At 66.6% G+C, this 20934-nt stretch carries 13 protein-coding genes; 10 read left to right on the forward strand and 3 right to left on the reverse strand.

Features of this window, described 5'->3' with window-relative positions; translation table 11 throughout:
- The first annotated feature begins 52 nt into the window (after positions 1-52).
- From DFS21_RS22775 to DFS21_RS22815, 9 genes are all read left to right on the forward strand, one after another.
- Positions 53-829, forward strand: coding sequence for an efflux RND transporter periplasmic adaptor subunit (locus DFS21_RS22775; protein ID WP_046857240.1), 777 nt, complete (start codon positions 53-55; stop codon positions 827-829).
- Positions 826-2145 (forward strand): efflux RND transporter periplasmic adaptor subunit, encoded by a 1320-nt coding sequence (locus DFS21_RS22780; protein WP_110703128.1) that lies wholly within the window; start codon positions 826-828, stop codon positions 2143-2145. Before DFS21_RS22775 ends, DFS21_RS22780 begins: the two co-directional genes overlap by 4 nt.
- Positions 2142-4238 (forward strand): HlyD family efflux transporter periplasmic adaptor subunit, encoded by a 2097-nt coding sequence (locus DFS21_RS22785; protein WP_110703125.1) that lies wholly within the window; start codon positions 2142-2144, stop codon positions 4236-4238. The genes DFS21_RS22780 and DFS21_RS22785 overlap by 4 nt, the downstream gene beginning before the upstream one ends.
- 87 nt (positions 4239-4325) lie before the next feature.
- Positions 4326-5126 carry an aspartyl/asparaginyl beta-hydroxylase domain-containing protein gene (locus tag DFS21_RS22790; RefSeq protein WP_110703122.1) on the forward strand — a complete coding sequence of 267 codons (801 nt, stop codon included), beginning with the start codon at positions 4326-4328 and terminating at the stop codon, positions 5124-5126.
- Positions 5114-6097 (forward strand): sulfotransferase family protein, encoded by a 984-nt coding sequence (locus tag DFS21_RS22795; protein ID WP_110703119.1) that lies wholly within the window; start codon positions 5114-5116, stop codon positions 6095-6097. The genes DFS21_RS22790 and DFS21_RS22795 overlap by 13 nt, the downstream gene beginning before the upstream one ends.
- Before the next feature lie 175 nt (positions 6098-6272).
- Positions 6273-6833: a GNAT family N-acetyltransferase gene (locus tag DFS21_RS22800; RefSeq protein ID WP_110703116.1), complete on the forward strand. Its 561-nt coding sequence runs from the start codon at positions 6273-6275 to the stop codon at positions 6831-6833.
- Positions 6834-6908: 75 nt separating this feature from the next.
- Positions 6909-7499: a phage tail protein gene (locus DFS21_RS22805; RefSeq protein ID WP_102684140.1), complete on the forward strand. Its 591-nt coding sequence runs from the start codon at positions 6909-6911 to the stop codon at positions 7497-7499.
- 139 nt (positions 7500-7638) lie between these two features.
- A complete protein-coding gene (locus DFS21_RS22810) occupies positions 7639-15033 on the forward strand; it encodes an Ig-like domain-containing protein (RefSeq protein WP_111533195.1) in 7395 nt (2464 codons plus the stop codon).
- A 63-nt stretch (positions 15034-15096) separates the two neighbouring features.
- The gene (locus tag DFS21_RS22815; protein WP_038707307.1) at positions 15097-16593 is read left to right on the forward strand and encodes a TolC family protein; all 1497 of its coding nucleotides are present in this window, start codon (positions 15097-15099) and stop codon (positions 16591-16593) included.
- 32 nt (positions 16594-16625) lie between these two features.
- Here the strand turns inward: DFS21_RS22815 and cysC are convergent, their stop codons facing one another.
- The 3 genes from cysC to DFS21_RS22830 are packed head-to-tail and all read right to left on the reverse strand — an operon-like array spanning position 16626 to position 19136.
- Positions 16626-17201, reverse strand: a complete 576-nt coding sequence (gene cysC / locus DFS21_RS22820; RefSeq protein WP_110703110.1) for an adenylyl-sulfate kinase — start codon at positions 17199-17201, stop codon at positions 16626-16628.
- A gap of 56 nt (positions 17202-17257) precedes the next feature.
- On the reverse strand, positions 17258-18274 hold the full coding sequence (locus DFS21_RS22825; protein ID WP_256591526.1) for an alpha/beta fold hydrolase: 1017 nt from the start codon (positions 18272-18274) through the stop codon (positions 17258-17260).
- Complete coding sequence (locus DFS21_RS22830; RefSeq protein WP_102684136.1) at positions 18264-19136, reverse strand: LysR family transcriptional regulator; 873 nt, start codon at positions 19134-19136, stop codon at positions 18264-18266. The genes DFS21_RS22825 and DFS21_RS22830 overlap by 11 nt, the downstream gene beginning before the upstream one ends.
- A 151-nt stretch (positions 19137-19287) precedes the next feature.
- On the opposite strand from DFS21_RS22830, the gene DFS21_RS22835 reads away from it, so the two are divergent.
- Entirely contained in the window at positions 19288-20844 is a 1557-nt protein-coding gene (locus DFS21_RS22835) for an MFS transporter (protein WP_111533196.1), read from the forward strand.
- The last annotated feature ends 90 nt before the right edge of the window (positions 20845-20934 follow it).

Genomic DNA, 20934 nt, shown 5'->3' on the forward strand with positions numbered 1-20934 from the left:
CATCATTTTTTGTCTTACACTCCGGCCATCAGCTCGCAAGGGAGTGCGCAACATGCTTCGCGGTTTCCGTCTGGCTTTGACCCTGGGTCTGTTGCACCTGCCGCTGGCGCAGGCCGGCGACCCACCCGCCGACCCCTTGCTCGATACCCCCGCTGCGTCCAGCGCCGGGCAGAATCCCCGTGGTGTGCTGCGTGCCCGTGACCAGGCCGTGCTGTCCAGTGAGCTGGCCGGGCGCATCGTCGAGATGCCCTATGCCGATGGCCAGGACTTCAAGCAGGGCAGCACCCTGGCGCGCTTCGATTGCAGCGCCTACCAGGCCCAGCTCAACGCCGCCCAGGCCGCCGTGCGCGCTGCCCGCGAGGAACTCAACCACAACCGCCAACTGGCCGCGCTGAAGTCGGTCGGCCAGTTCGAGGTGTCGCTGGCCGAGGCCAAGCAGGCCCAGGCCCAGGCCGAGGCCCAGGTGTACCAGGTACAGGTCCGGCGCTGCGTGGTCAGCGCGCCGTTCGATGGCCGGGTGGTTCAGCGCCGGGCCCAGCCCCATGAAAGCGTCGCCAGTGGGTCACCGCTGCTTGAGGTGGTGGACAACCGCTCGCTGGAGATCCACCTGCTGGTGCCCTCGCGTTGGCTGGGGCAGCTCAAGCAAGGCCAGCCGTTCGAGTTCGTTCCCGATGAAACCGGCAAGCCGCTGCAGGCACAGGTCAAGCGCGTCGGCGCACGGATCGACGAGGGCAGCCAGACGTTGCTGCTGATCGGCGAACTGCCCCGTGACAGCCAGGGGCTGCTGGCCGGCATGAGCGGCACCGCCCACTTCGCCGCACAACCATGACGGCCGCCGCCACGGGTGTGGCCGAGCATGCCTTCGCGCTGTTTCTCGGCCTGCAGCGCCAGGCCCGCCAGGCGGCTGGTCCCGAGCAATTGGCCTACAACATGGTCAACGATGGCCTGGCACTGTTCGGTTTTCGCCATGCCGCCCTGCTGATCGCCGGCAAGGTTCGGGCACTGACCGGCATCAGTGTGGTCGAGGCCCATGCGCCGTTCGTGGCGTTTGTCGAACGCGCCGCTCACACGCTCCAGGCTGCCGGCGTCGCGGCCCAGGCCGGGGCCGTGGATCCGACGCTGCTGGACACCCAGGCCCAGGCAGACTGGCGCTCGTTATCCGCCGCCCACGCATTTTGGCTGCCCTTGCTCGATCGCCAGGGCAAAGCGTTCGGCGGGCTGTGGCTGGCCCGCGACCAGGCGTTCAACCCCGCCGAGCAAGCCCTGCTCAATCAGTTGGGGGAGACTTACGCCCATGCCTGGCTGGCTTTGGGCCCGGCCAAACCCTGGCGATTGCGTTGGCCACGGCGGCGCCTGCTGGCGGCCTTGGGGTTGTCATTGCTGGTGCTGCTGGTGCCGGTGCGCCAGTCGGTGCTGGCCCCGGCCGAGGTCGTGCCGCGGGCAGGGCGGGTGGTTGCCGCGCCGCTGGACGGAGTGATCGCCGAGTTCCTGGTCAAGCCCAACCAGACGGTCGCCGTCGGTGACCTGCTGGTACGCTTCGACGCCACCACCCTCAAGGCCCAGGTCGATGTCGCGGAGCGCGCCCTCGGGGTCGCCGAGGCCGAGCTCAAGGCGAGTACCCAGCGCGCCTTCAGCGATGCCGAATCCAATGCCCGCCTCGACCTGCTGGCCGCCCGCGTGGAACAGAAACGCGCCGAACTCGACTACGCCCGCCAGCTCCTCGGCCGCAGCGAAATTCGCGCCGAGCGTGCGGGAATCGCGGTGTTCGCCGACGCCGAGCGCTGGACCGGCAAGCCCGTGCAGACCGGCGAGCGCCTGATGCAACTGGCCGATCCGCAGCAGGCCGAACTGCGCCTGGAGCTGCCGGTGGGCGATGCAATCGCCTTGCAGCCTGGCGCCGAAGTGGCGTTGTTCCTCGACAGCGACCCGCTGCATCGCCATGGCGCCCGCTTGGAGCGCGCGGCCTATGAGGCACAGGCCACCGCCGCCGGGCAACTGGCCTACCGGCTGGACGCCGGTTTCGACGAGGCACCACCGCGCATCGGCTTGCGTGGTACCGCCAAGGTGTACGGCGAGCGCGCCCCGCTGGTCTATTACCTGCTGCGTCGCCCGCTGGCTGCGTTGCGTCAGGGGCTGGGGCTGTGACCCTGCCGGCGTTGCGCGCCGACCTGCAGCTGTCGCCGGCGGCGGCCGGGCATGACGGCGCGCCGCAGTGGACCCTGGCTGACCCGCTGCGCGGGCGTTACTTCAAGCTAGGTGGTGGCGCCGTGCGGCTGTTGCAGCACTGGCGCCTGGGCGACCCGCAGCGTGTGCTGGCTGCCGCCAATGCCGAGCCTGGCCTGGCAGTCGACGAGCAGGCATTGGAAGAACTGTTGCTGTTTCTCGGCCAGCACGACCTGATCGGCGCCGAAGATGCCCGCCAGCGCGAAAGCTATGCGACCAAGGCCGCCGCCACCCGGCAGAGCCTGTGGACCCGTGTGCTGCACCAGTACCTGTTCTTCAGGATTCCGCTGTGGCGCCCGGATGCCTTCCTCAACCGCGCATGGCCGGTGCTCGAACGCCATGGAGGCTGGATCTTGCGCTACGCCCTGCCGTTGGTGCTGGCGTTGGGTGTGTTCCTGGTGATCCGCGATTGGTCGCGCTTCATTGCCACGTTCCCGCACCTGTTCAGCCTCGGCGGCATCCTCGCCTTTGGCGTGGCGCTGGGGTTCGCCAAGCTCTGCCATGAGTTCGGCCACGCCTTCATGGCCAAGCGCGCCGGGTGCCGGGTGCAGAGCATGGGCTTGGCGTTCATGGTGCTGTTGCCGATGTTCTACACCGATGTCAGCGATGCCTGGCGCGTCAGCGACCGCCGTGCGCGGTTGCTGATCGATGCCGGTGGGGTCTTCGCCGAGCTGCTGCTGGCGGTGCTGGCGCTGCTGGCCTGGTCGCTGCTGCCTGACGGCCCGGCGCGCACGGCAGCGTTCATGCTGGCCAGCGCCACCTGGATCACCACCTTGCTGGTCAATCTCAACCCCTTCATGCGTTTTGATGGCTACTTCCTGATCAGTGACTTGTGGCGGGTCGAGAACCTGCAGAACCGCGCCTTTGCCCTGTGTCGCTGGCGATTGCGCGAGGCGCTGTTCGGCTATGGCGAGCCGGCCCCGGAAGCCTGGTCGCCGACCATGCGCCGCCGTTTGCTGGTGTGGGGCTATGGCGCCTGGCTGTGGCGCGCGGTGTTGTTCTTCGGTATCGCCCTGGCGGTGTATCACCTGTTCTTCAAGGTGCTGGGCATCTTCCTGATGCTGGTGGAGCTGGCCTGGTTCATCGGTTTGCCGGTGTACAAGGAGTTGCGGCAATGGTGGCTGCACCGTGGCCAGGCGGCGCCGGGCAAGACGCTGCGGGTGGCGGGCGGGCTGGGTTTGCTGCTGGCCGTGCTGGTGCTGCCCTGGCGTGGCGCGGTGGACGTGCCGGCGATGCTCGAGGCATCCCGCGTCAGCGCCCTGCATGCACCGGTGGCGGCACGGGTGAAAAGCTTGCCGGTGGTCGAAGGGCAAGAGGTTCGCCAGGGCGAGCTGCTGGTGGAACTGGAGTCGCCCGACCTGACGTCGCGCCAGTCCATCGTGCGCCGCGAGATCGACATCCTGCAGCTGCTGTTGCGCCGCCAGGCCGGGCGCAGCGAGACGGCGGCGGACGCCGGCGTGCTCGAGCAGCAACTGGCCGAAGCCGTGGCCGAGTACCGCGGCCTGGCCGCCCAGCGTGAGCGCCTGCAACTGCGCGCGCCCCGCGACGGAGTGCTGCGCGACCTGCCGACCGGCCTGGCGCCGGGGCAATGGGTCAGCCCGGCACTGACCTTGGGGCGAGTGGTCGAGCCGGGGCTACGTTTGCGCGGCTACCTGGCTGAGGCCGACCTGTGGCGGGTGGCGGCTGGCAGCGAAGGGCGCTTTATCGCCGATGACCCGGCGCGCCCGGCATTGCCGGTGCGTGTGGAGCAGGTGGATGCCACTGGCGTGGCTGTGCTGGAGCTCGAAGCGCTGGCCTCCGACCGCCATGGCCCGGTAGCGGTGCGGCGGGATGGCCAGCAGCGTGCGGAACCGGTGCAGGCCCAGTACGGCGTGCGCCTGAGCCCGCTGGGCGAAGTGCCCGATGTGGCGCAGCCGTTGCGTGGGGTGGTGGTGCTGGAGGGCGCGCGCGAGTCGTTGCTGGGGGCCGCCTGGCGACGGTTGGCGGCGTTGGGGGTTCGTGAGAGTGGGTTTTAGGCGGCCTTTCCCGCCAGGCTCCCGTCGTAATTACGCGATCCATCGCCAGGAACACCGTTCAAGACAATGCCAACGCAAGGAGCCCGCATGACCGAGACCGCTCTGCCACTGTGTTCCCGCCTCACCTTGACCAGCAACCTGCCCGCGTTGCTGCAGGCCCTGACACGCTTGGACAGCGAAGCCTGGCAGGCGCATTTCAACCGGGGCTACCACGAAGGCGACTGGAGCGGTGTGGCGCTGGTCACCGCCGAGGACGCGCCATTGCCGCTGGCCCCAGGTACAGGCGCGCCGATAAACCTGGCCTGGTGGCAAGGCGAGCCGGCCTGGCAGCAAGCCCTTGCGCCCTTTCAGGCATCGCTGCGCGCCGCCCGGCTGTTACGCCTGGGGGCGGGGGCGAGGATTCACGAGCACCGTGACCCTGACCTCGGGCGCCCAGGCGGCTGCCTGCGATTGCACATACCGCTGCTGAGCCCTCCGGGCGTGGAGTTTCTTGTGGATGGCCTGCAAGTGCCGATGCGCCCAGGCGAGTGCTGGTTCATCGACCTGTCGCGCCCCCACCGGGTCAACAACCCCGGGCCCGGTGAGCGCATCCACCTGGTACTCGACTGCGCGGCCGACCCTTGGCTACTGGCGCTGATCGATGAAGGCCTGGCGCAGACGCCGGCACTGCAGCCCGGGAGGGCTGGGCAGGCATTCGAACGGTTTCGCCAGCAGGTGAGTGAGGCGCCGGCATTGGCCGCGCAACTACAGGCGGTGGAGGATCCCCGGGCCTTCGTGGTCGAGGCGGTGCGCCTTGGTGCCGAGCTAGGGCTGGCGTTTTCCGAGGCAGAGGTCCTGGGTGCCATGCGCCGGGGCAAGCAGGCATGGAGCGATCAATGGCGAGTGTGAATACCCCGATGGATTTTCACGGCTGGTTGCCCATCCGCCTCTGGCAAGGCGACGCCGGATGGCGGGTGGACTGGTGCTGGTTCGGCGAGAGGCGCCTGGCCCGGCCGTTTTTCCGCGACGACGTCGACCAGGCACTGCGCTTGCCCTTCAACCAGGCCATGCGCCGCGACACCGATGTCCAGGCTTTGCTCGACTGGCAACTGCACAGCCCCGGCCTGGCGCCCTCGGTGCTGGTGTTCCATGCCTCGCGCTGTGGCTCGACGCTGATCGCCCAATTGCTCGCCAGTCAGGCCCGCAACATCGTGCTGTCGGAGCCGCCGCCGTTGGACAACCTGTTGCGTGCCGCGCGCCAGGACCCGGCCGCCGCCGCCTGGCAGGCCGATGCATTGCGGGCGCTGTGCTCGGCCTACGGTCAGCGTCGTCGGGGCGACGAGCGCCACCTGTTGATCAAGCTCGACGCCTGGAGCATCTTCGACGCGCCACTGCTGACGGCGCTGTATCCCCAGGTGCCACGGGTATTCCTCTACCGTGACCCGCTGGAGATCGTGGTTTCCCAATTGCGCCAGCCGGGCATGCACCGGGTACCGGGCCTGCTTGGTGCCTCTGGGCTCGACAGTGTGCTGGCCGAGGCCCAGGGCATGGGCGCGGTGCAATACACCTGCCGGATGATTGGCGAAATCCTTGCGGCTGGCCTAGCGTTGTGCGAACGCGAAGGTGCCATCGCGGTGAACTACAGCGAGTTGCCCGATGCTGTCTGGGGGCGCCTGGGGCCACTGTTCGGCATCCTGGCAGGCGAAGTAGCGGATTTGCAGGCGGTCGCGGCCTTCGATGCCAAGCAGCCGGCCCTGAACTTCAGCGCCGATGGCAAGCGCAAGCGTGACGAAGCCAGCGACGAGGTGCGCGCGGCGATCGCCCGTTGGGCCCTGCAGCCTTACAACGCTTTGGAATCCATACGGTTGCGAAATGCCTAGAAACCGGCGTCAAAATACCTCGAACGGGTGTTTGAGAAAATAGTTGCAAAGACCACGCTAGAGTAGTGGCTATATGCCTTGTTCTTCGGCTACGCTGCGAATGATCGTGTAGGACAATTCACTTGGATGTGCGCCCCTCACCATGGGGTAACCTTACGCAGGGAAGCCAGACCCGATGTCCATCCCCGAGGTGAACCTCCGTCCCATGGTGGACGCCGACCGGGCGTTCCTGCGCGAGCTCTATGGCACCACGCGTGCCGCCGAAATGGCCCTGCTGCCGTGGCCGCAGGCCGCTATCGATGCCTTCCTCGACCAGCAGTTCCAGGCCCAGCACGACTACTACCAGGCCCAGTTCGCCGACGCCGGCTTCTTTGTCATCGAAACGGCGGGCGAGCGCATCGGCCGTGCCTGCCTGCAGTGGACCGACAGCCACGTGCAATTCATCGACATGGCCCTGCTGCCCGCCTGGCGCGGCCGTGGCATCGGCAGCCGGCTGCTCGGCCAGTGGCTGGCACGTGCCGATGAACGGGGGCTCAGCGCCGGCCTGCATGTGACCGCCCACAACCCGGCCTTGCGGCTCTATCAGCGCTGTGGGTTCCGGGTGGTCGGCGAGAACGGCTTGTCGCTGAAAATGAGCCGGCCAGCGTCCATTGCCGCGATTGATGCGACCGGTGAGCCCCGATATCCAAGGGGGCCGGAGCTCCAGACGATTTCCCACGCCGATCGGCAGCTCTGAGCGTGCCTGTCACGAACGTGATTACCTGCGGGCCTTGAGGCCCGTCCTTGCCGCGTTGTCAAAGGAGTGCAGTAAATGAGTGAGCCATTCATCGGTCAGATCACATTGTTCGCGGGAAACTTCGCGCCACGGGGCTGGATGTTTTGCCAAGGGCAGCTGCTAAGCATCGCCCAGAACACCGCGTTGTTCTCGATTCTGGGTACGACCTACGGTGGCAATGGCCAGACTACATTCGCCTTGCCTGACCTGCGTGGTCGCGCACCTGTCCAGCAGGGGCAGGGGCCAGGCTTGCCGAGTGTCGTGCTGGGCGAGGCAGCCGGCACGCCGACTACCACGCTGACATCGCTGAACATGGCGTCGCAGGCCGTGAACATCCCCGCGCAGACCGTATCGGTTGCCATCCCTGCCGCAGAAGGTGACGCCGACCTGCCTGCACCCTCGACCACTGGCGTGCTGGCCAAGCCAAAGGATTCGTCCGGTTCGGGGGTGTCGATCGACATCTACGCCTCTACCGCCAGCAATACCACCCTCAAACCCTTCAACCTCACCATCCCTGCCACGACAGGGGTGACCGCGGCAGGCAACCAGCCGTTCTCGAACCAGAGCCCTTACCTGGGCATCAACTTCATCATCGCGACCGAAGGGATCTTCCCCTCACGCAACTGAAACCGGTTGGCTAGGCAGGCAGGACTGCGGGGCGCGCATCGGCGCCCCGTCGTCCGTTCAGGATTACCAGACAAGGACAGGCCGTTCTCATCTGCAGGAACGGCAGGCACAAACAGCTCCAGGGCTGAGCGAGGGCACCATGGCATTCTGGAAACGCGGTAAAAACACCCACACACCCAACGTTTCCGCAAGCCGGCCCAGCCTTATCCAGGCCCTGGAACCGCGCATGATGTTCGACGCCTCGGTGGGCGTGGTCGCCGATCAGGGGGCTCAGGCGGTCGAAGCCGCCGTAGCCGCCACCGGAGGCAAGGACACCAGCGCCGCCAGTGATGCGGCCAGTACCCGCGATAACACCGCCCACGAACCGGCCCATCAGGCGGCACCGGCCACCGCGCCGATCTCCCAGGCTCCGGGCAATCATGAAGTGGTATTCGTCGACTCTGCGGTAAGTGATTACCAGAAACTCATCGCCGGCCTGCCTGCCGGGGTCGAGGTGGTGGTGCTGGACAACGGCAAGGATGGCTTCAAGCAGATCGCCGACTATCTCAATGGCCGTAGCGACGTGACTTCAGTCGATATCATCAGCCACGGCGACAGTGGCTATGTGTACCTGGCCGGCAATGCCATCTGGGCCAACCAACTGGCCAGCCATGGAACCGACCTGGCGCGCATCGGCGCCAGCCTGGCCCCGGGCGGCGATATCCGCTTCTTTGCTTGCAACACCGGCGCTGGCAGCGATGGCCAGATGTTCGTCAACGAGGTGGCGCGGCTCAGCGGTGCCGACGTGGGCGCCTCGGCCGACTCGACTGGCAACCGCGCTGGCGAGGACTGGGAACTGGAGACCGTTTCCGGCGCGGTGGCCACTGGCGTGGGGGTGCAGCGCGGCGACCTGTCGGCATTCAATACCTCGCTGGCGACCATCACCGTCACCAGCAGCAATGCGTCACTCATCGCCAACGATGGCCAGGTATCCCTGGCCGAAGCCATCCAGGCCGCGAACACCGACACTTCGGTAGATGGCTCCGCCGCGGGCAGCGGCAACGACATCATCGTGTTCCACCAGAACCTGAAAGGCGGGACCATTCGCTGGTCGTCGGCCACGGCGCTGGCGGTGACCAGCAACATCACCATCAACGGTGATGTCGACGGCGACGGCAAGGGCGACATCATCCTCAGTGGCGACGTCAACAGCAACAACATCCGCGATGCTGGCGAGGCCTCGGGCCTGCAAAGCAACGGTGGCGGTGTGCTGACGGTGCGCAACCTGGACATGCGGCATTTCTCCGGCAACATCACCGGTGGGGCCATCCGCGCCAATGGCGGTTCGATCACCGTCGAGGATTCCAACTTCCAGGACAACGCCGGCACCGTGATCAACTCGGCGACCACCCTAGGCTCCACGGTGGTGGTACGCAACACCACGATCCATGACAACAATGCGAGCATCATCGGCGCCACCGGCATGTCGTCGCTGGTACGCCTGGGCGGCGCCAACAACCACGTCCTGGAAAACGTGGCGATCTACAACAACAGTGGGACCTACGCCGCCACTGCCACGGTCGCTGGCGCCTCGGTCATCGTGCTGAGCAATACCGGTGGCTCGGTCAGCATCGTCAACAGCACCATCGCCAACAACACCTACCTCAACACCAGCAGTGGCACCATCAACTCCGCCGGCCTGGGGTGGGCCACTGGCGGCGCCGGCACGGTGACGGTGCTCAACAGCATCATCAGTGGCAACACGGTCAACGGCGCTGCCCTTGATGCCGCCACCAACAGCGGCAGTGGCGGTGGCTACACCAGCACCACCAACCTGATCGGCACCCCGGTCAACTTCGTCAATGCCGCCGGCGGCGATTACCGCCTGGCCAGCACTGCCAGCAACGCCATCGACCAGGGCACCCAGGCGGGCGCGCCGGCCACCGACCTGCGCGGCTTCGACCGGCCCCGTGGCGGCGGTGTCGACATCGGTGCCTACGAGGTGCTGTACTCGGCGCCGCCGCTGGTCGACCTGGACACCAGCACCGGTGGTAACGACAGCACCGTCAATTTCGCCGGCTCCCCGGTGGTGATCGTGCCGAACATCAACATCAGCCAATCCGACGGCGATACCCAGGTCAGTGGTGCCACCCTGACCTTGGGCGGCGTGCTCGATGGCGGCAGCGAGACCCTGTCGCTCAGCGCCGGGCAGATCGCCACGGCGGCCAGTTACGGCATCACCATCAGCGGCTCGGGCAGCGCGGTGCTGTCGCTCAGCGGTGTGGCCACCCTGGCCCAGTATCGTGCGGTGCTTGCCACAGTGACCTATGGCAACGCCGCAGGGGCCTACACCAGCGGCACCCGTAGCGTGACCGTCAGTATCAATGACGACATGGGCAGTACTACCCGCACCGCTTCGGTGGTGGTCCAGCCACTCAATGCCGCGCCGGTGATCGGCAACCTCAACGGCGACAGCCAGACCTTCACCCAAGGCAGTGGCGCCGTGCTGCTCGACAGCGGCAGCAACGCCACGGTCACCGACAGCGACTCGGCCGACTTTGCCGGGGGTAACCTGACCGTGGCGGTCAGCGCCAACGGCGTCGCCAGCGAAGATGTGCTGGGCATCCGCCACCAGGGCAATGGCGCCGGGCAGATCGGCGTCAGCGGCAGCACGGTGAGCTACGGCGGAGTGGCCATCGGCACCTATACCGGCGGCACGGGCGGCGCCAACCTGGTGCTGACGTTCAACGGCAATGCCACGGCCGCAGCAGTCCAGGCGGTGGTGCGCAACCTCACCTACGACAACAGCAATGCCGCCAACAGCATCGGCCAGGCCACCCGCACCCTGTCGGTCACCGTCAACGATGGCGATGGCGCCACCTCCAGCGCGGCTTCGGTCACGGTGGCCATTCACGAGACGGTTCCGCCCACCACCACCATCACCCTCAGCGACACGGCCCTGAAAGTGGGCGAGACCGCGACGGTGACCATCACCTTCAGCGAGGTGGTGAGCGGTTTCTCCAATGCCGACCTGACGGTGGCCAACGGCACCCTGAGCGCGGTGTCCAGCAGCGATGGCGGCAAGACCTGGACCGCCACCTTCACCCCGACCAACAGCATCACCAACGCCAGCAACGTCATCACCCTGAACAACGCCGGTGTCACCGACCTGGCCGGCAACGCTGGCGTAGGCACCACCAATTCGGCCAACTACAGCATCGACACACAGCGCCCGACGGCGACCATCGTGGTGGCCGACAGCAACCTGAGCATCGGTGAGACGTCCCAGGTGACCATCACGTTCAGCGAGGCCGTGACCGGCTTCACCAATGCCGACCTGACGGTGGCCAACGGCACCTTGAGCACGGTGTCCAGCAGCGATGGCGGGATCACCTGGACCGCGACGTTCACCCCGACCAACGCCATCACCGACGCGACCAACCTCATCAATCTGGACAACACCGGGGTGAGCGATGCCGCTGGCAACGCCGGCAGCGGCACCACCAACTCGAACAACTACGCCATCGACACCCAGCGCCCGACGGCGACCATCGTGGTGGCCAGCCCCACCCTGGCCATCGGCCAGACGTCGCTGGTGACGTTCACCTTCAGCGAGGCCGTGACCGGCTTCACCAATGCCGACCTGACGGTGGCCAACGGCACCCTGGGCGCCGTCTCCAGCAGCGACGGCGGGATCACCTGGACCGCGACGTTCACCCCGAACAGCACCATCACCGACGCGACCAATGTCATCACCCTGGACAACACCGGGGTGAGCGATGGCGCTGGCAACGCCGGCAGCGGCACCACCAACTCGAACAACTACGCCATCGACACCGTGCGCCCGACCGCGACCATCGTGGTGGCCAACCCCACCCTGGTCATCGGCCAGACGTCGCTGGTGACGTTCACCTTCAGCGAGGCCGTGAGCGGTTTCAGCAATGCCGACGTGACGGTGGCCAACGGCAACTTGAGCGCGGTGTCCAGCAGCGACGGCGGGATCACCTGGACGGCCACCTTCACCCCGTCAAGCAACATCACCGACACCACCAACCTCATCACCCTGGACAACAGCGGGGTGGCCGATCTGGCCGGCAACGCCGGTAGCGGCACGACCGACTCGAACAACTACGCCGTCGACACCCAGCGCCCGACGGCCACCATCGTGGTCGCCGACAACAATCTCACCGTCGGCGAGACCACCACGGTGACCATTACCTTCAGCGAGGCTGTAACCGGCTTCACCCTCGCCGATCTGACGGTGGCGAACGGCAACTTGAGTGGGCTTTCCAGCAGTGATGGCGGCATCACCTGGACGGCGACGTTCACCCCTTCGGTAAACGTGCAGGACGCCACCAACGTGATTGCCCTGAGCAACAGCGGGGTGGCCGACCTGGCTGGCAACGCCGGCAGCGGTACCACCAACTCCAACAACTACGGCGTCAGCACCATGCAACCCACGGCCACCGTGGTGGTAAGCGATGCGGCGCTGCGCATCGGTGAAACCTCACTGGTAACCATCACGTTCAGCGAGGCAGTGAGCGGATTCACCAACGCGGACCTGACCGTGGCCAACGGCACCCTGAGCGCGGTCTCCAGCGCCGACGGCGGCATCACCTGGACGGCCACCTTCACCCCGACCGGCAACATCACCGACAGCACCAACCTGATCACCCTCGACAACAGCGGCGTGGTCGGCCAGAGCAGCGGCAATGCCGGTACCGGCAGCACCGACTCGAACAACTATGCCATCGACACCCAGCGCCCGACGGCGACCATCGTGGTGGCCGACAGCAACCTGGCCATCGGCGAGACGTCGCTGGTGACCATCACCTTCAGCGAGGCGGTGAGCGGATTCACCAATGCCGACCTGACCGTGGCCAACGGCACCCTGAGCGGGCTGAGCAGCAGCGATGGCGGTATCACCTGGACCGCGACCCTGACGCCGAGCGCCGGCATCACCGACACCTCCAACGTGATCACCCTGGATAACAGCGGGGTGACGGACACCGCTGGCAACGCCGGTTCCGGCACCACCGACTCGAACAACTACGCCGTCGACAGCCAGCGGCCAACCGCCACCATCGTCATGGCCGACAGCGATCTGCGTGTCGGTGAAACCTCGTTGGTGACCATCACGTTTAGCGAGGCGGTAGCGGGCTTCACCAACGCTGACCTGAACTTGCCCAATGGCACCCTGGGCACGCTGTCCAGCGTCGACGGCGGTATCACCTGGACCGCCATCTTCACGCCGAGCAACGGCGTGCAGGACGCCACTAACCTGATCGTACTGAACAACACGGGCTACACCGACCTGGCCGGCAACAGCGGAACCGGCACCACTTCATCGGCCAACTACACGGTCAACACCGTCGTCCCCACCGCCACCGTCGTGGTTGCCGATACGGCCCTGCGCGCGGGCGAGTCGAGCCTGGTGACCATCACTTTCAGCGAGGCGGTGAGCGGCTTCACCCTGGCCGACCTGACAGTGGCCAATGGCACCTTGAGCGGGTTGAGCAGCAGCGATGGCGGCATCACCTGGACCGCGACCCTGACACCTGGCAACGGGGTCGAGGACACCAGCAACCTGATCACCCTGGACAACAGCGGCGTGGTCGCGGCGTCTTCGGGCAACGCCGGCGTGGGCAGTACCGATTCCAACAACTACGCCATCGACACCCGCGTTCCCAGCGTGACCAGCGTCGGTGGCCCGGCGGGGGTGTCCTACAACGCCGGCGACTCGCTGGTATTCGTGGTCAACGCCAGTGAAGCGGTCCAGGTCACGGGGGCGCCGCGCCTGGCCCTGGACATCGGCGGGCACACGGTGTTTGCCGAACTGGTGGCGGGCGCCGGCACCTCGACCCTGGTGTTCCAGTACATCGTCCAGGCCGGTGACAACGACGCTGACGGCATCACCGTGACCGGCCTTGCCGCCAATGGTGCGACCCTTGTCGACGCCGCGGGCAATGCCATGGACCTGACCCTCAATGGCGTGGCTGACACCCACCAGGTGTTGGTCGATACCCAGGCGCCGAGCGCGGTCGGCATCGTCACCCTCGACCCGTCGCCGAGCAACGCCCAGAGCGTGCGCTTCACCGTGACCTTCAACGAGCAGGTCAATGGCGTCGATCTCAGCGATTTCAGCCTGGTTGGCACCGGCTCGGCCAGCGGCACGCTCAGCGGCCTGCAAGCGCTGGGCGGTGGAGTCTATGTCATCACCGTCAGTGGTGTGCACGGCACAGGCACCCTGGGCCTGAACCTCAATGGCAGCGCCACGGGTATCACCGATGTGGCCGGCAACGCCTTGGTCGGTGGCCTGACCGGCGCCACGTACAACATTGACCGCGACGCCCCCACGGTGGGCAGTGTCGGCGTGCCGGTCGGCGTCCCCTATAACACGGGCGATGTGCTCACCTTCGTGGTCAACACCAGCGAGGCGGTGATGGTCGACGGCGTGCCGCGGCTTGCCCTGGATGTCGGCGGGCGCACGGTTTACGCCGATTTCGTGGCCGGCTCAGGCACGCCGACGCTGGTGTTCCAGTACCAGATCCAGGCCGGCGACAACGATGCCGATGGCATCCAGGTGCTTGGCCTGTCGGCCAATGGCGCGAGCCTGCACGATGCGGCCGGCAATCAACTGACACCGGCGCTGAACAATATTGGCGACAGCCACGGGGTCATTGTCGACAGCACGCCACCCGGCGTGGTCTCGATCGTGGCGAATCCGTCGCCGACGCCGGGCAGCCAGTCCTTCACCGTTACCTTCAGCGAAGACGTCAGCGGGGTCGACCTGGGCGACTTCGAACTGCTGGCCAGTGGCAACGCCAGTGGCACGCTGCAGTCGCTGGTACGCCTCGACGGCCATACCTGGCAGGTCAATGTCGCAGGCGTGGCGGGCAGTGGTGGCCTGGCCCTTGGGCTCAAGGCCAGTGGCACCGGCATTCGCGATGGCGCAGGCAACGACGTGGTCGGCGGCTTCGCCGGGCAAAGCGTGACATTGCAGTCTACCGACGGTGATCCGGAATTCCGCGCATACCCACCGGCGCGCCCGGGCCAGGCCAGCCCAGGCACGCCGGTGGTGATCGCACCGTTGCCGGTAACGGCGCCGTTCCAGTCGCCGCTGCTGCCACAGCCGCTGTTCGAGGTGCCGACAACGGGCGGCGGGCTGCCGACCTTGGGCAATCTGTTCATCCAGAACGGTGCGCTGGCGCCGAGCTACCTGGCCCAGGTGTTCGCCGGCCAGCACGCTGACAGCGGTATCGGCAATGGTTCGGGGGCCGGTTTCCTCGGCTTTGGTGGTGGTGACGCCAACGTGTTCGGGGCCAGCAGCCTGGCCAACATCTTCGACAAGACGCTGCCGGATGACGGTGGCCAGTATGAACTGAGCGGTGGCAAGCCATTCCGCCAGGGGGCAGAGGCAGGGGCGGGCAAGGGCCTGACCGGGGCGCCGACCCTCGGGCAGCAGTTGCAGGCCTTCCAGGAGGGGGAGCAACGCCAGGCCAGGCAACTGGCGCAGGCGTTGGGGCAGGTCGAGGTACCCGTGCCGCAGGCCTGAGCCGGCGCACGCGAGCAATCCAATTAGAAGAAAAGCAGTGCCGTACCAAGGGGGCGGACAGGGATGAGCAGAGCATCGAGGATTTTTGCGGTAAGCGTACTGGCACTGGCGGTAACAGGGTGCGCGGTCAAGACCCAACCCATCGACCGCAGTGTCAGCGAGCAGCGGGCGCGGGCGGACCTTGCCAGCATGTTCAAGGGCCAGGAGGCCTTGCACGGGCCGCTGACCCTGCACCAGGCCATGGCTCGTGCGGTCAAGTACAACCTGGAGGCACGCCTCAAGATCATGGAAGAAGCCCTGGCCCAACGCCAGGTCGACCTGGCCACCTTCGACATGCTGCCGCGCATGGCCCTGTCGGCCGGTTACGCCGGGCGCAGCAACGTCAGCGCATCGAGCAGCCAAAGCGTGCTGACCAATACCCAGTCCCTGGAGCCATCGACCTCCCAGGACCGCGACCGCGACGTGGCCGACCTGACCATGGTGTGGAACGTGCTCGACTTCGGTGTCAGCTATGTCAGCGCCAAGCAACAGGGCGATCAGCGCCTGATCGTCCAGGAACGCCGGCGCAAGGTGGTGCAGACCATCATCCAGGACGTGCGCTCGGCCTACTGGCGGGCTGTCGCCGCCGAGCGCCTGCTCAAGCAGATCGACGCGCTGATGGTGCGGGTCGAGCAGGCCCGGGACAACAGCCAGCGCATGGGGGACCAGCGCATCGGCGATCCGATCCAGGCGCTCAACTACCAGCGCTCGTTGATCGAGGCCACCCGCCAGCTGGAGGAACAGCGTCGCGCGCTGTCGCTGGCCAAGACTGAACTGGGCGCGCTGATCAACCTGCCGCCGGGGAGCGAGCTGACCCTCGCCGCCACCGACGACTACAGCGTGCCGGAGCTCAAGGTAGGCCTCGAAGCGCTGGAGCAGCAGGCCCTGGCCACGCGCCCCGAATTGCGCGAGCAGGACTACCAGGCCCGCATCAGCGCCGCCGAGGTGCGCAAGTCGATGCTGCGCATGCTGCCGGGGCTGGAGTTCTCGGCGGGTGGGCACTACGACAGCAACAGCTTCCTGACCAACCAGCACTGGGCCGATTATGGCGTCAAGGTCACCTGGAACCTGTTCAACGTGCTGTCGGGGCCGGCGTCCATCGACGTCGCCAAGGCTGGCGAACAGGTGGTCGAGGCGCGTCGCCAGGCGATGTCGATGGCCATCCTGGCCCAGCTCTACGTGGCCAATGCCAATTACAACGAAGCTCGCCGCCAGTTCGCCACCAGCCAGCAATTGGTCGCCCTTGACCAGCAGATCGTCGAGCAACTGCGCAATCGCCACCAGGCGCAGGGCATTGGCGAGCTGGAGCTGATCCAGGGGGAACTGAATGCGCTGCAGGCCGACCTGCGCCGCGACCTGGCCTATGCCGAGCTGCGCAATAGCTATGGCCAGGTGTTCGCCAGCGCCGGGCTCGACCCGTTGCCACAGACCCTGCCGTCCGGCGAACTCGCCGACATTGCCCAGGCCCTGGGTAATAACGAGGCACGCTGGCAGCGTGGCGATATCGCCCCGGGCAGTTGAGTGCAACCAGCAGGCGCGGGGTCAGCCCGCGCCTACTGCGTTTGGTGCAGTACCCGCTGCTGTACGTACGCCAGCAGTTGCGCCGTTGCTATCGGCAGCGGCACTTGTGCCGTCTCCACCACCAGCTCTGGTCGGTCCGGCACTTCGTAGGGCGCATCGATCCCGGTGAATTCTGGCAGATCTCCCGCCCGGGCGCGGCGATACAGGCCCTTGGGGTCGCGGGCCTCGCAGGTGGCCAGATCAGCCTTGACGTGCACTTCGTGGAAGCCCGCCTTGCAGGCCTGGCGCGCGGTGGCGCGTCCGGCGCGATAGGGTGAGATCAACGCGGTAATGCAGATCAGCCCGGCATCGGCAAACAGCGCCGCCACCTCGGCGGTCCGGCGGATGTTTTCGTGGCGATCCTCGGGCGAGAAACCCAAGTCGGCATTCAGCCCTGTGCGCAGTACATCACCGTCGAGCACGTAGCAGCCATGTCCAAGCTCATGGAGCTCTCGGGCCAGGGCCTGGGCCAGTGTCGACTTTCCCGCGCCGGAGAGTCCGGTAAGCCAGATGACCGCGCCAGCTCGGGCACGTGCCGGTGGATGTTCATCGCTTCCTGCGTGATGCACCTTGGACGTCTCCGAAAGGGGGAGGGCCCGAGTGTACTGCGCGGCGTGGTGGAATGTCAGTGGCCGGGGAACAGCAACTGCGCAACGCCTGGATCGGTCAGCAGGCAGGCGGGGTCATGGCCGATACCCGGCAGTACGTACTGACGACGCGCGAGCGTAATCGACCAGCGCTGGGCAAGAAAAGCCTCGTAGCGCAGGTAGTTGAGTTGCCGCTCGACCCGGTCACGACCCTGGGCCTGGGCTGCACAGCTGCGGTCCATGATCCGGCTGCGGGGGTGGCGGTCGCGTTCGCCGACCAGGTAGGTCACGTCGCGTGCGGCGTAGCGGCTGAGCACCTGGCGGGCATCGAGATGCTGCGTGGCGAAGTAATCCGGTGCGCCCGGCAGGCCATAGCGGTAACGGTCGTAGTCAGCGCACTGCGCGGCAGGTAAAGGGGCGAAGCCTTCGCCAAGGGGGCGGTTGGCATCCAGGTACAGGTAGGTGGAAGGGCTGGCGACAATGTAGCGCACATGGATGCCAAGGGCGCGCAGCGCCTGGTCGCCCGTGCCGAGCAGCGTATAGCGCTGCAACAGTTGGCCGCCGGCGGAATGGCCGATCAAGGTGATGTCTTCAAGGTGTGGAAATCGATGACGATCGGCAAGGTAGGCGAGAAGGTCGTCGAGCACGGCAAATGCCGAGATGCCGGAGCGTCCGGCCACGGACTCTTGGCCCTGCAACCATTGGCTTTTCAACCACAAGGGCGGAGTGGGCGTTGTCTGGGGATCGTCTTCGCTGAAGAAACGGGGGGCCAGCAGCAGCGTGTCGTCCTGGGTGAGTCCCGCATTGCCGAGCAGGGTCAGGCCGCTGCGATAGTAGTGGTCGGCATCACGGTGCACGCCATGGAGCACGATCACTGCGTGTTGGACTGGCAGGCGGGTATCGAGCCTGGCATTGGCATAGGTGAAGAAAGAGTAGGGCGCAGGCTTGCCCAGCTTCATCGTCTGCATGGCGTCGCCGGCCCACGTGGGCCAGGTCAGGCAGGCGAGCAGCGCCAGCAGTGCCCGAAAGCCAGAACGTAGGTGATCATTCGGCACCTTGGCGCACTCCTTCTATATAGCGCAGCACTGCGGGCGACTTTTCGAAGCGGCGGTGCACCAGGCTCAGCCATGAACTTGCCTGGGCGTCAGCAATGGGCCGGTAGTTGACCTGGGGCAAACTGATGCGCTGGACCACCGACGCCGGTACCACGGCCACGCCCTGGCCCAGTGACACCAGGGTGAGCACCGCCACCAGGCTGCCCGGTTGCGGCCCCAGGCGGGGGGTGAAACTGCCCTGGCTGGCAATTGCCAGTGTGCCGGAGATCTGCTCGGGCAAGATGAAGGTTTCGTCGGCCAGGCGTGAGGCCGGGATGGTCTTCAGTTCGTTGAGGCGCGAGCTGGCCGGCAGCGCCAGGACGAAACCTTCCTGGTGCAGGGCGATGGCATTCAGGCTCTGCGGCAGCTCCATCGGCGAGCGCAAGTAGGCGAGGTCGAGTTGGCCCTCGTCGACAAGAGAGGGGAGCTCGAGCATGGGCACTTCGCGAATGTTCAGCTGTATGCCGGGATAAGCCTGGGCAAACCGACTGACCTGTTGCTGCAGGGTGCCGGAGTAAGCCGCCGAGGCAACGTAGCCGAGTTCGATCCGCCCACTGTCGCCGCGACCGGCACGCTGTGCACCCAACTGTGCGGCGTCGAACTGCTGCACCGCCTGTTCGGCCTCGGTGAGCAAGGCCTGGCCGGCGGCGGTGAGGCTTACCTCGCGCTGGCTGCGCTCGAACAGCCGCACGCCCAGCTCACGCTCCATGTCCTGGATCTGCCGGCTCAGGGTCGGCGGGGCGATGCCCAGTTGCTCGGCGGCGCGGGTGAAGTGGCCGTGGCGGGCGACGGCAAGGAAGTAGCGGAAGTGACGTATCTCCATGGGGCCTCGTTAGCCAGGCGCTAATGACGCGGGACGTGCTGGCTAACAAGCCGGGCGCCCTGCGGCGTTATGGTTGAGGCAACACTACAAGGCTGGCGTCGTGGCGGTAAAGCGGCGACGACCTGCCTGCTCTCTATGACGGAGCCTTGCCATGCCTGCAGCCGCCTCACCACGCTTCACCCTGTTCACCGCCTCGGCGGTGTGCGCCGTGATCATCCTCGACACCAACATCGTCGCGGTCAGCCTGCCCAGCATTGCCCGCGACCTGTCCGGCTCGTTCAGCGACATCGAATGGGTGGTCAGTGCGTACTTGCTGGCGTTCGCCGCCTGTCTGCTACCCGCTGGCAGCCTGGCCGACCGCTTCGGCAGGCGGCGCATGCTGCTGCTCGGCCTGGCGCTGTTCGGCGCGGCCTCGCTGGCGTGCGGCGCCGCGCCGAGCCTGTTGTTCCTCGATCTGGCCCGAGCAGCCAAGGGCATCGGTGCCGCGTTGTTGCTGACTGCCGCGCTGGCCGCCATCGGCCACCGTTTCCATGCGCCGCAGGAGCGCATGCGGGCCTGGGCTTTCTGGGGCGCGTGCATGGGCGCGACCATCACCTTTGCGCCGCTGCTCGGTGGGCTGATCGCCAGTACCTTGGGCTGGCGCTGGATCTTCTATATCAACCTGCCGCTGGTGATCGTGCTGGCGTTCATGGTCGTACGCAGTATCGAGGAGTCCCGCGACGGTTCGGCGGCGCGGTTCGATCCACTGGGCAGTCTGACTTTCGCCGGTGGCCTGGGCTACCTGATCTGGGCCTTGATCGACGCCAATCGGGTCGGTTGGGATAGCGCCCCCACACTGGGGCGTCTGCTGATCGCCGCGTTCCTGCTTGGCCTGTTCGTGATGGTCGAGCGCAGCCAGGCGCGGCCGATGGTCGACCTCGGCCTGATGCGCAGCGGGCGCTTCATCGGTGCCTTGCTGGGAATGTTCGCCTATGCCGCCTGTGCGCAGGTGATGATGACCTTGCTGCCGTTGTACCTGCAGGGCGGTTTGCAGCTCTCGGCCCTGGCCGCGGGCGCGGGCATGCTGCCATTCGCCGTGGCCATGCTGCTGACGCCTCGGCTGGGCATGCGCATGGCTGCGCGCCTGTCGCCGGCCCAGGTATTCGCATTGGGGTTGGTCCTGGTCGGGGTGGGCAACCTAGCCTGCGCCTGGGCCTCCGGCCAGGGTAGCTATGCCGCGTTCGCCCTGGCCAGTGTCGTGCTGGGCGCCGGAGCCGGACTGCTCAATGGCGATACGCAGAAGAACATCATGGCCTGCGTGCCGCGTGAGCGCACCGGTATGGCTTCGGGGCTGAGCACCACCACGCGCTTTGGGGCCATCGTCCTTGCCATAGGCATTCTCGGCGGCATCCTTGCGGCACGCAGTGGGCAACTGCTGCGCGATGCCCTGGCGATCCAGGCACCTGAGGCGTTGGATGCGGCGGGGGAGATGGCCACGCGGGTGGCGGCGGGGGATCTGCAGGCTGCGTTGGCGTTGCTCGACCCAAGGCTGAGAGAGGTGGCGGCACCACTGGCGCGCCAGGCGCTCATCGGCGGCTTCGAGGCGGTGCTGTGCAGTGCCGGTGTCGCGGCGCTGATCTTTGCGGTGCTAGTGGGGGTACTGCTGAACAAGCCCTTGCCGATCGGGAAGGCTCTTCATCAGCCTGAACCGGACATTGCAAATATATGAAATTAACGGTTGACGGGGTTTCAGATCCCCTTATAATGCGCCCCACTTCCAGCGACATCGGAACGAAAAACTCCTTGAATATCAATGAGT

The organism is Pseudomonas sp. 2848, from assembly GCF_003253945.1.
Taxonomy (GTDB): domain Bacteria; phylum Pseudomonadota; class Gammaproteobacteria; order Pseudomonadales; family Pseudomonadaceae; genus Aquipseudomonas.